The sequence below is a fragment of the Nocardioides sp. NBC_00368 genome (assembly GCF_036090055.1).
Classification (GTDB): Bacteria; Actinomycetota; Actinomycetes; order Propionibacteriales; family Nocardioidaceae; genus Nocardioides.
On sequence record NZ_CP107970.1, the window covers coordinates 25,390 to 39,058 of the forward strand.

Annotated in this window: 9 protein-coding genes; all 9 read left to right on the forward strand. The window is 69.3% G+C overall.

Annotation, left to right across the window (positions count from 1 at the left end):
• The first annotated feature begins 133 nt into the window (after positions 1-133).
• The 9 genes from OG984_RS00105 to OG984_RS00145 all read left to right on the forward strand — a co-directional run bounded on the left by OG984_RS00105 (position 134) and on the right by OG984_RS00145 (position 13,609).
• Entirely contained in the window at positions 134-1,411 is a 1,278-nt protein-coding gene (locus OG984_RS00105) for an ABC transporter substrate-binding protein (RefSeq protein ID WP_328529653.1), read from the forward strand.
• A 29-nt stretch (positions 1,412-1,440) separates the two neighbouring features.
• A complete protein-coding gene (locus tag OG984_RS00110; protein ID WP_328529654.1) occupies positions 1,441-2,313 on the forward strand; it encodes a carbohydrate ABC transporter permease in 873 nt (290 codons plus the stop codon).
• Positions 2,313-3,191 carry a carbohydrate ABC transporter permease gene (locus tag OG984_RS00115; RefSeq protein ID WP_328529655.1) on the forward strand — a complete coding sequence of 293 codons (879 nt, stop codon included), beginning with the start codon at positions 2,313-2,315 and terminating at the stop codon, positions 3,189-3,191. Before OG984_RS00110 ends, OG984_RS00115 begins: the two co-directional genes overlap by 1 nt.
• Complete coding sequence (locus tag OG984_RS00120; RefSeq protein ID WP_328529656.1) at positions 3,188-4,417, forward strand: AGE family epimerase/isomerase; 1,230 nt, start codon at positions 3,188-3,190, stop codon at positions 4,415-4,417. The genes OG984_RS00115 and OG984_RS00120 overlap by 4 nt, the downstream gene beginning before the upstream one ends.
• Positions 4,414-7,539 carry a GH92 family glycosyl hydrolase gene (locus tag OG984_RS00125; protein WP_328529657.1) on the forward strand — a complete coding sequence of 1,042 codons (3,126 nt, stop codon included), beginning with the start codon at positions 4,414-4,416 and terminating at the stop codon, positions 7,537-7,539. Before OG984_RS00120 ends, OG984_RS00125 begins: the two co-directional genes overlap by 4 nt.
• Entirely contained in the window at positions 7,539-10,499 is a 2,961-nt protein-coding gene (locus OG984_RS00130) for an alpha-mannosidase (protein WP_328529658.1), read from the forward strand. The genes OG984_RS00125 and OG984_RS00130 overlap by 1 nt, the downstream gene beginning before the upstream one ends.
• A gap of 14 nt (positions 10,500-10,513) precedes the next feature.
• A complete protein-coding gene (locus OG984_RS00135) occupies positions 10,514-11,422 on the forward strand; it encodes an endo-beta-N-acetylglucosaminidase H (RefSeq protein ID WP_328529659.1) in 909 nt (302 codons plus the stop codon).
• An 82-nt stretch (positions 11,423-11,504) separates the two neighbouring features.
• A complete protein-coding gene (locus OG984_RS00140) occupies positions 11,505-13,064 on the forward strand; it encodes a TIGR03767 family metallophosphoesterase (protein WP_328529660.1) in 1,560 nt (519 codons plus the stop codon).
• 131 nt (positions 13,065-13,195) lie between these two features.
• Positions 13,196-13,609 carry a DUF3052 domain-containing protein gene (locus OG984_RS00145; RefSeq protein WP_165111741.1) on the forward strand — a complete coding sequence of 138 codons (414 nt, stop codon included), beginning with the start codon at positions 13,196-13,198 and terminating at the stop codon, positions 13,607-13,609.
• The last annotated feature ends 60 nt before the right edge of the window (positions 13,610-13,669 follow it).

Consider the following 13,669-nt stretch of genomic DNA (forward strand, 5'->3'; position numbering starts at 1 on the left):
GTCCTTCCTGGGTCGAGGCAGGAGGCCGATTGTGGCGCTCCTCACACGGATGCCTTGACGGCACACCTCGTTCGGTGAATAGTACGGCCCGAACTTAACCGCTTTATCAAAAGCATTCAGCAAGGAGCCGAAAATGAGCGTACGCCGGTTGGTGGGGGTCGCCGCTGGATTGGCCATGGGCGTCACTGCGATGACGGGTTGCGGGGCAGGCGACGAGCCGTCCGCCGGTGACCTCGACGGCAAGATCGAGGGCAAGGTCTCGATCCAGACCTGGGCGCTGAAGCCCAAGTTCACCGACTACGTCGAAGGCGTGATCGCTGCCTTCGAGAAGGAACACCCGGACGTCGAGGTCACCTGGCTCGACCAGCCCGGCGACGGCTACGACCAGAAGGTGCTCACCCAGGCCCAGTCCGGTGATCTCCCCGACGTCGTCAACCTGCCGCCGGACTTCGCGCTTCCGCTGGCCGAGCAGGAGCAGCTGCTCGACCTCGAGGAGACCGACGTCGACCTGGAGGGGACGTTCGTCGAGGGCGGCCTGCAGGGCTACCGCTACAACGGCCTCGACGGCACCTACGGCTACCCCTGGTACCTCGGCACCGACGTGAACTACTGGAACACCAAGCTGCTCGAGGACAACGGCCTCGACCCGGAGGATCTCCCGACCGACTGGGACTCGCTCTTCGAGCAGGCGGCGACGTACCAGAAGACGGCGAAGGGCTCGTCCTACCTGGTCAGCCGCAAGCCGGGCATCAACGACTTCCAGAACCTCGGCGTCGAGATCTTCAACGAGGACGGCACCGAGCTGACCTTCAACCAGCCCGAGGTGGTCGAGCTGGTGCAGAAGTTCGCCGACGGCTACGAGGCGGGCCTGCTGCCGAAGAACCTGCTCTCGGAGGAGTTCCAGGGCAACTCGGCGATGTACAACGAGTCCAAGGTCGCCTGGACCACCGGCGGTGGCCAGCACATCAACACGACGCTGAAGACCGAAGCCCCCAGCCTGGTCGACGTGACGACCTCCAACCACGCCTTCGGCGACGGCCCGCTCTACGTCCAGGGCCTCTCGGTCAACGCCGGGTCGGAGAACCTCGCAGCCGCCAACGCGCTCGCCCAGTTCGTCACCAACGCCGAGAACCAGAAGGCCTTCGCCGAGCTGGTCCCGGGCATCTACCCGAGCACGACCGAGTCCGCCGAGGACGAGTTCTTCTCCAAGAGCGACGGCACCAACGCCGGTGACGCCCAGGTCACCGCGTTCGAGACCCTCTCGACCGCGATCCCCAACAACCCGCGCTGGTCGCCGGCCATGGAGACGATCCTGCAGCAGCAGCTCGCCGCGGCGATCACCGGAGACGCGACCCCGCAGGAAGCCCTCGACAAGGCCGTCGAGGAATGCAACAAGATCCTCACCCAGTGACCAGTCCGATCACGAGGCCAAGTGGCCAGGTGCGTGACCACCGATGGTTCACGCCCTGGCTGCTCGTCGCGCCGGCCGTGGTGTGGCTGTGCGTCTTCAACGTCTATCCCGCCCTCAACACCATCTACATGGCGTTCACCGACACCAAGCCACTGGGCGGTGGGGAGTTCACCGGGCTGGCGAACTTCGAGCGGATGCTCGACGACGACCAGCTCGTCCACGCGCTGACCAACTCGATCCTCTACATGATCGTCTGCGTACCGCTGCTCACTCTGTTGCCGCTGCTGCTCGCGGTGCTGGTGGAGAAGAAGCTGCCGGGCCTGACCTTCTTCCGGGTCACCTTCTACACCCCGGTGGTCGCCTCGGCGGTCGTGGTCGCGCTGATCTGGAGCTGGCTGCTCGACGACCGCGGCGCGATCAACTCGATCCTGTCGACGTTGCAGGTGGTCACCGAGCCCATCCCGTTCCTGACCGACCGTTGGCTCCTGCTCTTCAGCGCGATCAGCCTGACGGTCTGGAAGGGCCTGGGCTACTACATGATCATCTACCTCTCGGCCCTCGGGAACGTCGGCAAGGAGCTGCACGAGGCGGCCGCCGTCGACGGTGCCGGCCCGGTCCGCCGCTTCTGGAGCGTGACCGTCCCGGGCGTACGCGGCACGATGCTGCTGATCACGATCCTGATCACCATCTCGGCCCTGCGCGTGTTCACCGAGCTCTACGTGATGACCGGCGGCACCGGAGGCCCCGGCGGCAAGGTGAGCTCGATGGTGATGCTGATCCAGCTCTACTCCACGGGCTTCACCGGCAGCCTCGGCTACGCCTCGGCGCTGAGCCTGCTGCTCTTCGTGCTCACCCTCCTGCCGATGCTGCTGCTGGCCCGGCTCAACCGGAAGGACGGCTGATGACCGACAGGCAACCGCGTGCGCCGCGTGCGAAGAGGTCGTACTCCTTCCACCGGATGTCCACGGGCGAGATGCTGGCGCGCTACGCGTTGCTGCTGGTGGTGCTCGCGATCACGATCCTGCCGTTCGTGTGGCAGCTGTCGACCTCGCTGAAGTCGATCGAGGAGGACGTCTACTCCTCGACCCCGAGCTTCATCCCGGAGCACCCGACGTTCGCCAACTACGTCAAGGTCGCCGAGGTGGTGCCGGTGGTCGACTACGCGATGAACTCGGTGATCGTCGCCGTCCTGGTCGTGGGTGGGAACATCCTCGGCGCCACGATGGCGGGCTACGCGCTGGCGAAGCTGCGCTTCCGCGGGTCGAGGCTGGTGCTGGGCGCGCTGCTGGCCACCCTGATCCTGCCGGGGGAGGCGACGATCATCGCCCAGTACGTCACGGTCCGCTCGCTCGGCCTGACCGACACCCTGCTGGGGGTCGCGCTGCCGGGGATGATCGGGATGATCAACGTCCTGCTGATGCGGGCGGCGTTCACCGCGATCCCCGACGAGCTCGAGATGGCCGCCAAGGTCGACGGCGCCAACGCCTGGCAGCGCCTGATCCACGTCAACCTCCCCGGCGTGCGCGGCATGTTGAGCGTCATCTCGATCTTCGCGTTCATCGGGGCCTGGGACGACTTCCTGTGGCCGCTGATCGTGCTGACCGACCCGGAGAACCTCACGCTGACCGTCGGCCTGCAGTATCTGTCCGGCACGTTCACCAACAACCCCCGCCTGATCGCGGCAGGCACCATGATCTCGTTCGTCCCGATCGTGATCGTCTTCGCGGTGCTGCAGCGCTACTTCTTCCGCGGGGTCGAGGAAGGGGCCATCAAGGGATGACCGACCAGCAACTGACCGCCGCCGAGATCGCCCGCTTCGAGGAGGAGGCCGACCGCCTGCTGGCCTTCGCCCGCGGCTCCCGTCATGAGAGCGGCGGGTTCGGGTGGCTCGACGAGCACGGTCGGCTCACTCCCGGACGGCCCGTCGAGACCTGGATCACCTGCCGGATGACGCACGTCTTCGGGCTGGCGCAGCTGCGTGGTGACGCCTCGGCCGCTGCGTACGTCGACCACGGCGTCGCCGCACTCACCGGGCTGCTCCACGACGCCGAGAACGGCGGGTGGCACTCCGCGGTCTCCCCGGAGACCGGCGAGGTGGTCAGCACGGTGAAGGAGGGCTACGCCCATGCCTTCGTCGTGCTCGCCGCCACCACCGCGTACGCCGCCGGCCACCCCGGTGGGGAGGCGCTGCTCGACAAGGCGCTCCGTGTGATGGAGGAGCGGTTCTGGCGCGAGGAGGACGGGCTGATCCTCGACGTGTGGAGCGCCGACTGGGGCTCGCTGGACGGCTATCGCGGCGTCAACGCCAACATGCATGCCGTCGAGGCGTTCCTCGCGGTCGCCGAGGTGACCGGGCGCGGGGTCTGGCTCGACCGGGCGGTACGGATCCTGGAACGCGTCGTGCACGGCTTCGCTCGCGAGTACGACTGGCGGCTCCCGGAGCACTTCTCCTCGTCCTGGTCGGTCGAGCTGGACTACAACATCGACGATCCTGGGCATCCGTTCCGGCCGTACGGAGTCACCATCGGCCACCTCTTCGAGTGGGCGCGGCTGGCGCTGCACGCGCGGACCATGCTGGGGTCGGAGGCTCCGTCGTGGCTGCTCGAGGATGCTCAGTCGCTGCTGGCCGCCGCGGCCTCGCGTGGCTGGGCGGTCGACGGTGCGTCCGGCTTCGTCTACACCACCGACTTCGCCGACAAGCCCGTCGTGCGCGAGCGGATGCACTGGGTCGCGGCGGAGGCGGTCGCCGCGGCCTGGACGCTCTTCCGCGACACCGGATCGGCCGAAGCGCTCGCGGACGTACGCCGCTGGTGGGCCTACTGCGAGGAGCACCTGGTCGACCGCGAGCTCGGCTCCTGGCACCACGAGCTCGACGCCCACAACCACCCCTCGGCCACCGTCTGGCCGGGCAAGCCGGACGTCTACCACGCCTACCAGATGGCGATCCTGCCACTGCTTCCTGCGGGGGCGAGCTTCGCCGGTGCGGTGCTGAAGGGGCTCGCGTGAGCCTCACTCTCGGGAACGGGCCCGCCGACCCGGTCAACGCCCGTGCGGGCGTGGGGTACTCCTCGTCGCGGGCGTGGTGCTTCGAGGTCGAGCCGGGGCTCGGCCATGTCGAGGCGGAGCTGCCGCTGGAGGCGCCGATGGAGGTGGGCGACGAAGACGAGCTGCGCTTCGTCGTGTTCCCCGAGTCGGCCTCGAGCGACGAGCGGCGGTGGGAGGCGACGTACGTATGTATCGACGGGCTGCTCGGCAACGGCCGGCGGCTCAGCGAGATCGGGCTCGTGGACCAGTACGGTCAGGCGCTGACCCCGACCGGTCAGGGCGACGGGAAGCGGGCATGGGTCGACCAGTGGAACCTGCGCAGGGTGCCGCTGACCGGGCTCGCCGGGCGCCGGATCGAACGGCTCCTCGTCGTGGCGCGGGCGGCCGAGATGCCGCTGCGGGTGTGGGTCGACGATGTCGCCGTCGGGCCCGCCCGCGTGCTCCCGGCCGCGCCGCTCGACCAGGTCGACACCCGGCGCGGGACCCACTCCAGCGACCGGTTCTCGCGCGGCAACAACGCGCCGCTGGTCGGGCTGCCGCACGGCGGCGTCTTCGGGCTGCCGATGACCGACGCCGCCGCGGGCAACTGGCCCTACGCCTGGCACGCGCACCACCGCGACACCGCCGGCGGACCCAACCGGCCGGCGATCGAGGCGTTCGCGACCTCGCACATCCCGAGCCCGTGGATGGGCGATCACGGGGTCTTCCAGGTGATGCCGAGCCCGCTCGTCGAGCCGGACGACGACCGGCGGGCGCGGGCCCTGGGATTCGACCACGCCGGCGAGGAGGCCGGCCCGCATCGGTATGCGGTCGCCCTCGACGGCGGCGTCACCGCAGAACTCGTCCCCGGCGACTTCGCGCTGGGGATGCGGTTCACCGGTGCCCGCTCGCTGGTGCTCGACCATCACGGCAAGATCCGGTCGCTGACCTGCGAGAACGGCGGCGGCGAGATGGTCGTCCGTGCTCTCCTGGACGACCGCGAGGGCAAGCCGGCCCAGCACATCCATCTCCGCGTCGCCGGGACCTCCCAGCTGCGCCTGGGTGATGGCCGGCTCCGTGGTCATATCGCGCTGAGCGGGGCGGGGGCTGTCGACGTACGTCTGGGCATCTCGACCGTCAGCGACGAGCAGGCGGCCGCCAACCTCGAGGCCGCCGGATCGTTCGACGAGATGGCCGCCACGGCCCGTGCGGCCTGGGAGCAGGTCCTGGCGACCGTCGAGGTCGAGGGCGCGAGCGAGGACCAGCTGGTCTCGATCCGGTCCGGCCTCTACCGGCTCTTCCTCTACCCGAACCGTTACGGCGAGGGGCCGACCCACGCGCACGTCTCGCCCTACGACCTGACCTCCGTCCGGCATGCGCCGATGACGGTCACCCACGGCTTCTGGGACACCTATCGCACCGCCTGGCCGCTGCTCGCGCTGCTCGATCCGGCCGGTGCCGGTGCGCTCGCCGAGGGCTTCGTCGAGCACTTCCGCGACCGCGGCTGGACGCCGCGCTGGAGTGCTCCGGCAGCCGAGGACTGCATGACCGGCACCACCTTCGACACGGTGCTCGCCGACCTGGCCCTGCGCGAGGTGCCCGGGATCGATCTGGAGACCGCCTATGTCTCCGCGTTGAAGAACGCGACCGTGCCGCCCGATGACGTACGTGTCGGCCGGAAGGGGCTGCGGCGCGGGATCTTCGCGGGCTACATCGACACCGACACCCACGAGGGAATGTCGTGGACCCTGGACAACGCGATCAACGACTGGGGGATCTCGCGGCTGGCTCGGAGGTTGCGGGCGGGCGGGGTAGTCCAGGGAGTTTCCGTCGGTTTACCGGCCAGTAACCGACGGAAACTCCCTGGACTACCCCGAACCCCGGAGGACCTCGCCGCGGAGGAGGAGTACTTCGCGCGGCGGGCGCTCGGATATCGCAACGTGTTCGACCGTGAGCGAGGGTTCTTCATCGGGCGCGACCCCGCGGGGGAGTGGCGTGCAACGTTCGACCCCGACGTGTGGGGCCACGACTACACCGAGACCAACGCCTGGGGAACCGCCTTCACCGCACCGCACGACGGAGCGGGGCTGGCCGAGCTCCACGGCGGCGAGGAGGGGCTCGGCGCGAAGCTGGACGAGTTCTTCGCCCGTCCCGAGACCGGCGCGGCAGCGCTGTCGGGTCACTACGGGTTCGCGATCCACGAGATGACCGAGGCCCGCGACGTACGCATGGGGATGCTCGGGCTCTCCAACCAGCCTGCCCACCACATCCCGTTCATGTACATGTTCGCCGGGCGGCACGACGACGCCCACCGGATCGTCCGCGAGTGCGTCTCCCGTCTCTTCGTCGGCTCCGATCTCGGCCAGGGGTATCCCGGGGACGAGGACAACGGCGAGATGTCGGCCTGGTACGTCTTCGCCACGATCGGGCTCTATCCGCTGGTGCCGGGTTCGGCGTCCTACGTGATCGTCCCGCCGTCGGTGCGGCGCACCGTGCTGCGGCCGACGGACGGCAAGGAGATCGTGATCGAGGCGGTCGGCACCGGCGGCCACATCCGCGCGGTGACCCTCGACGGCGAGCCGTGGGACGTGATCTCGGTCCCGCACGCCCGCCTGGCCGACGGCGCACACCTGGTCGTCGAGCTCTCCGAAACACCCTGCGGCTGGGCGAAGGACTCCCGCCCGCCGTCTGCGTCCCGGACGGCTCCCGCTCTCCCCGTGACCGACGCGACCGTGGTGGTGCCGGACTCCCTGACCGACGACACCGGCGAGACCACTGTCGCGCTGAGGGCGGGGGAGCGGATGGAGGTCCCGCTCGTCGGTGAGCGGCGGCTCTCGCTCTACACCGTGACCTCCGCCGAGCCGGGCGACCTGGCCTGGAAGCTGGACTATCTCGGCCCCGACGGCGCGACGGTGGCCCGCGAGGAGCGGGCCGGCGAGCCGTACGTCTGGGCAGGTCAGACCCGCGTTTTCCGGATCCGCCGTGGAAACCCCGTCATGGCGGGAGCCGTGCGGTTCACCGCGTTGACCGACTGCGTGCTCACGCAGCTGGAGTTCATCGAAGACGACGCCGACAACGCAGACAACAGACAGGACGAGCACTGATGCACGACGACGTACACCTCACCGAGGGCCGGGTGAGCCGGGTCCTCAAGGAGCGCCTGTGGCCGGCGGTCCACACCACCTCGGCGCCCGTGAGCGTCGCATGGCACGAGCTGCCCGGGGAGCCGATCGCTCCGGCCGACGGGCTGGCGCTGACCTACGAGCCCTTCGAGGTCGGCAGCGACTGGGGTCCGGCCTGGGGTACCGCCTGGTTCCGGATCACCGGGACCGTGCCTGCGGAGTGGGCGGGGAAGCGGGTGGAGCTGGTCTGCGACCTCGGCTTCGACGTCAACATGCCCGGCTTCCAGTGCGAGGGGCTGGTCTACACCCCCGACGGCGAGCCGATCAAGAGCCTCAACCCGCGCAACCAGTGGGTGCTGGTCGCCGACGAGGCGAAGGGTGGCGAGGAGATCGAGCTGTTCCTGGAGGCCGCGGCCAACCCGGTCCTGCTCGACTACCACCCCTTCCTGCCCACCCAGGAAGGCGACATCGAGACCTCCTCGAAGAAGAGGCTCTACACCACCCGTCGGATCGAGCTGGCCGTCTTCGAGAAGGACGTCTTCGAGCTCTGCCTCGACCTGGAGACGCTCCATGAGCTGCAGGTCGAGCTGCCCGAGGGACCGCGCAAGTTCCGCATCCTGCAGGCGATCGACGACGCCCTCGACCGGGTCGACCTGCAGCGGATCCGGGAGACGGCCGCCGACGCCCGGGAGGCGCTGACCGAGGTCCTCGAGGCGACTGCGCACGACTCCGCGCACCAGATCGCCGCGATCGGCCACGCGCACATCGACTCCGCCTGGCTGTGGCCGGTGCGGGAGACGATCCGCAAGGTCGCCCGCACCACCTCCTCGATGACCGAGCTGCTCGGTGAGGACCCCGACTTCCGCTACGGGATGTCGAGCGCCCAGCAGTATGCGTGGCTCAAGGAGCACCGTCCCGAGGTCTACGCCAAGGTGAAGGCCGCGGTCGCCGAAGGCCGCTTCATCCCGCTCGGGGGCATGTGGGTCGAGTCCGACACCACGATGCCGTCGGGGGAGTCGCTGGTGCGGCAGTTCCTCTACGGCCAGCGCTTCTTCCAGGAAGAGTTCGGGATCCGCTGCCACGGCGTGTGGCTGCCCGACTCCTTCGGCTACAGCCCGGCGCTGCCGCAGCTGATGAAGCGGTCCGGGTTCGAGTGGTTCTTCACCCAGAAGATCTCCTGGAACCAGGTCAACAAGTTCCCCCACCACACCTTCGAGTGGGAAGGCATCGACGGCTCCCGGATCCTGAGCCACTTCCCGCCGATGGACACCTACAACTCCCGGCTCTCCGGCGAGGAGGTCGCGAAGGCCTCCCGCCAGTTCCGGGAGAACCGGGTCGCCACCGCGTCGATCGCTCCGGTCGGCTGGGGCGACGGGGGTGGCGGCACGACCCGGGAGATGGCCGGCAAGGCTCGTCGTCTCCGTGATCTCGAAGGCTCCGCGCAGGTGTCCTGGCGTCACCCGGACGACTTCTTCGCCGAGGCCCGGGCGGAGCTGCCGGACCCGGCCGTGTGGGTCGGTGAGCTCTACCTCGAGCTCCACCGCGCCACCCTCACGTCCCAGCACCTCACCAAGCAGGGCAACCGGCGCTGCGAGCACCTGCTGGTCGAGGCCGAGCTGTGGTCGGCCACCGCCGCCGTCCGCGGCCTGCTCGACTACCCCTACGACGAGCTGGACGCGCTGTGGCAGCAGATCCTGCTCCAGCAGTTCCACGACATCCTGCCCGGCACCTCGATCGCCTGGGTCCACCGCGAGGCAGCTGCCCAGTATGCCCGGGTCGCGGAGGCCGCCGAGGCTCTCGTCGACCGGGCGCTCACCGCGCTCGCCGGCGAGGGAACCGTCGCGCTGCGTGCCGACGGGCGCGTCGGGTGCGTCCTCGCGGCCGAGCCAGCGGCGGCCGTCTCCGTGGTCGAGAAGGACGGGACGTACGTCTTGGGGAACGGGGTCGTCGAGGTCACCGTCTCCGCCGAGGGCCTGATCACCTCGGCGGTCGACCTGGCGACCGGGCGCGACGCGATCCCGGCCGGGGCCGAGGCCAACCTGCTCCAGCTCCACCAGGACTTCCCGAACATGTGGGACGCCTGGGACGTGGACCGGTTCTACCGCAACCGGGTCACCGACCTGCGCGAGGTCACCTCGATCAAGATCACCGAGGACGGGCTGGTCGTCGAGCGGCCCATCTCCGCCGACTCCTCGACCACGCAGGTGCTCTCGCTGGCACCCGGCTCGCGCGTGCTCGACATCGCGCAGAGCACCGAGTGGCACGAGACCGAGAAGTTCCTCAAGGTCGCCTTCCCGCTCGACGTCAAGGCCGAGCAGACGCTCGCCGAGACCCAGTTCGGCTACCACCGCCGCCCGACCCACACCAACACCTCCTGGGAGGCGGCGAAGTTCGAGACCTCGATGCACCGCTGGGTGCTGGCTTCCGAGCCTGGGTTCGGGGTGGCGCTGATCAACGACTCGACGTACGGCTTCGACGTCACCCGACCGACCGCGCTCACCACTGAGGTGCGGCTCTCGCTGCTGCGGGCGCCGCGGTTCCCCGACCCGGAGACCGACCAGGGCGTGCAGACCCACCGCTACGGCTTGGTCATCGGGGCTTCCGTCTCGACCGCGACCGAGGCAGGAGCGGCGCTCAACACCCCGGCCCGTCAGATCACCGGCGCGGCCGCCGTCGAGCCGCTGGTGACCGTCTCCGGGGATGGACTGGTGGTCTCGAGCGTGAAGCTCGCCGCCGATCGCTCCGGCGACCTGGTCGTGCGTGTCTACGAGTCCACCGGCGCGCGTACGCAGGGGGAGCTGCGCGTCGCGGAGAGCTACGAGCGGGTCGAGGAGATCTCGCTCGTGGAGGACCCGATCGCCGAGGTGAGCTCCGACGGCGGTGTCGTCGCGCTCAGTCTCGGGGCCTTCGAGGTCCGCACCCTGAGGTTCCACCGCAACTAAAGGAGACCAGCACCATGTCAGTTCCCCACATCTCACGCAGACACATGCTGCTCGGCGCGGGCGCCGCGGCCCTCGGCGCAACGGCGGCCACCGGCCTCGCCCCCTCGGCGGGGGCGGCGCGCCCGCTCGCCTCGCCGACGCTGATGACCGGATACGTCGAGGTCAACAACTACAGCATCGGCAACGTCGCCAAGTACGAGCTCGCCGGAGGCGGCAACGTCTTCGACATCGGTCTGATCTTCGCGGCCAACATCAACTACGACGGCCAGCGGGCCTATCTCTACAACAACCCGCAGGTGCAGGCGCAGCTCGACGCCGCCGACGTGCACATCCGTCCGGCCCAGGCCAAGGGCATCAAGATCCTGCTCTCGGTGCTCGGCAACCACCAGGGCGCCGGCTTCGCCAACTTCCCGGATCGGGCGTCCGCCGAGGCGTTCGCCGACCAGCTCGCCGACGCGGTGACCCGCTACGGGCTGGACGGGATCGACTTCGACGACGAGTGGTCCAACTACGGCGCCAACGGCACCGGTCAGCCCAACGACTTCTCGTTCGTCTACCTGCTCGAGGCGCTGCGCTCGCGGATTCCCGACAAGCTGATCACGCTCTACTACATCGGCCCGTCCTCGCAGCGGCTCTCCTACGGCGGGGTCAACGCCGGCGATCTGCTCGACTACGCCTGGAACCCCTACTACGGCACCTGGGGCGTACCGAACGTCCCCGGGCTCGGCAAGCCCGAGCTCGCCCCCGCCGCGATCAACATCCAGGGCACCGCGGCCTCGACCGCCGCAAGCCTCGCCTCGCGCACGGTCTCCCAGGGCTACGGCGTCTTCAACACCTACAACCTCGGCTCCGCCGACGCGAGCACCTACCTCTCCAACGTCACCCGCAACCTGTACGGCAAGGCGACCGTCTACACGGGCTGACCGATAGGAGCGGTCGCCGCGGTCTGGGAGTATCGTTCGCGCACGGACCGCGGCGGCCGGTGCTGAGGGAGAAGAGGCGTAGATGGGTGTCACGAGCGAGAGCGGGCGGATCGTCGCGGGTGGCCGGAAGGGCACCTACGTACGTCTGGCCGAAGGCCCTCAGGAGCGCCACATCTCGCGCACCGACCTGGCCCGGAAGCCCGAGGAGCTCGGTGATCCGGTGCTCACCGTCGCCCACCTGTCCGACATGCACATCTGCGACCACCAGTCGCCGGCGCGGGTCGAGGTCTTGGACCGGCTCATGGACCCCGACACCTCCACCCGGGAGCTGATCGAGGAGATCGGGACGTACCGGGCCCAGGAGCTGCTGACCGCACAGGTCGGGGCGGCGATGGTCGAGGCGATCAACGAGATCACCGAAGGACCCGTCGGCGGCGGCCCGCTCGACCTGGCGATCGCGACCGGCGACAACACCGACAACGGGCAGTACAACGAGCTCGACTGGTATCTGACGCTGCTCGACGGCGGCCGGCTGACCCCCGACTCCGGCGACATGCTGCACTACGAGGGCGTCGCCGTGCTGCCGGACAAGCGCTTCTGGCACCCCCAGGGCGAGACGTACGACATGCGCCGGGGCGACCATGGCTTTCCGCTCGTCCCGGGGCTGCTGAAGGCCGTGCGCCGCGCGATCGACTCACCCGGGCTCGAGGTGCCCTGGCTGGCCGTCAACGGCAACCACGACGGGCTGCTGCAGGGCACCGTGCCGGGCAACGCGGCCATCGCCGAGATCGCGGTCGGCGACCTGAAGGCGATCGCGATGCCCGAGCACTGGACCGACGAGGCCAAGGCGAAGCTCATCGCCGGGCTGTTCTCCGGCGACCCGGTCGCGCTGGGGATGCTCGCGGAGCTGGAGCCCTACGAGGTGACCGCCGACCGGCGTCGCCGGCAGACCACGCTGCAGGAGTTCGTGGACTCCCATGTCCACGACGAGGCGAAGCCGGCGGGCCACGGGTTCCGGGCCGGTGGCGAGTCCTACTACCGCCACGACGTCAACGACCAGGTCACCTTCGTCGTCCTGGACACGGTCAACCCGGCCGGTGGCTTCCAAGGGTCGATCGACGCCGAACAGCTGGAGTGGCTCGACGCCGTGCTCGCCTCCACCGACTACGACGAGCGGCTCGCGGTGATCGCCAGTCACCACGACGTGGCCTCGCTGGTCAACGACATGAGCGGCGCGGGCGGCAGTCGGCGGGTTCTCGGCGACGAGATCGAGCAGACCGTCTCACGTCACGAGAGCGCGGTCCTCTGGCTCAACGGCCACACCCACCGTACGTCGGTGAAGCCTCACGGATCGTGGTGGGAGGTTACCGCGCCGTCCCTGATCGACTGGCCGCAGCAGGGCCGGGTCGTCGAGCTGATCTCCGACGGCGACGTGCTCACCATCGCCACGACGATGCTCGACCACGCCGGTCCCGCGCGGTGGAGCGGCTCGATCGAGGAGGTCGGCCACCTCGCCTCGTTGTCGCGTGAGTTGGCCGCGAACGACTGGCAGGCACCGAAGGTCCCCCTCGCCGAACACCCCTTCTCCGGGACGGCCCAGGATCGCAACGTACTGCTCCATCTGCTCGATCCGAGGGCCTGAAAGGCCTCCGACACGCCGTTATCTAGCGCCTGACAGGCGGGTGGGGTTGCGTGGACCAGCGTTCTCCGCTGGACTACCACCAACCAAGTCCATGCAAGCGGCGTGGACATCAAGCCTTGGAGGAAAGACACGTGAGCTCGACCGCAGCCACAGGGCCTGCGGACCGGCTGGGCCTCAAGTCCGGCATGGTCATCCAGGAACTGGGCTGGGACAACGATACGGATGACGAGCTGCGGGTCGCCATCGAAGACGCCGTCGACGCGGACCTGGTGGACGGTGAGTACGGCAATGTCGTCGACGCCGTCCTGCTGTGGTGGCGCGACGACGACGGCGACCTCGTCGACGGACTCGTCGACGCGCTGACCGACCTCGTCGGAGGCGGGGTCATCTGGCTGCTGACGCCGAAGGTGGGCCGCCCCGGTGCGGTCGACCCGGCGGACATCGCCGAGGCCGCGCCGATCGCAGGACTGTCCCAGACCACCACCGCATCTGTGAGCAAGGACTGGGCCGCGACGCGTCTGCTGGCGCCGAAGACTCCTGCCTGATGGCAACGGTTCTCGGGGTCGCTGGACACCCGCAGGAGTCTTCGCGTGAGCGACGTTAGA

Coding starts and splice junctions, on each gene's coding strand:
- OG984_RS00105 (WP_328529653.1), top strand. CDS start 134: ATGAGCGTACGCCGGTTGGTGGGGGTCGCCGCTGGATTGGCCATGGGC.
- OG984_RS00115 (WP_328529655.1), top strand. CDS start 2,313: ATGACCGACAGGCAACCGCGTGCGCCGCGTGCGAAGAGGTCGTACTCC.
- OG984_RS00120 (WP_328529656.1), top strand. CDS start 3,188: ATGACCGACCAGCAACTGACCGCCGCCGAGATCGCCCGCTTCGAGGAG.
- OG984_RS00130 (WP_328529658.1), top strand. CDS start 7,539: ATGCACGACGACGTACACCTCACCGAGGGCCGGGTGAGCCGGGTCCTC.
- OG984_RS00135 (WP_328529659.1), top strand. CDS start 10,514: ATGTCAGTTCCCCACATCTCACGCAGACACATGCTGCTCGGCGCGGGC.
- OG984_RS00140 (WP_328529660.1), top strand. CDS start 11,505: ATGGGTGTCACGAGCGAGAGCGGGCGGATCGTCGCGGGTGGCCGGAAG.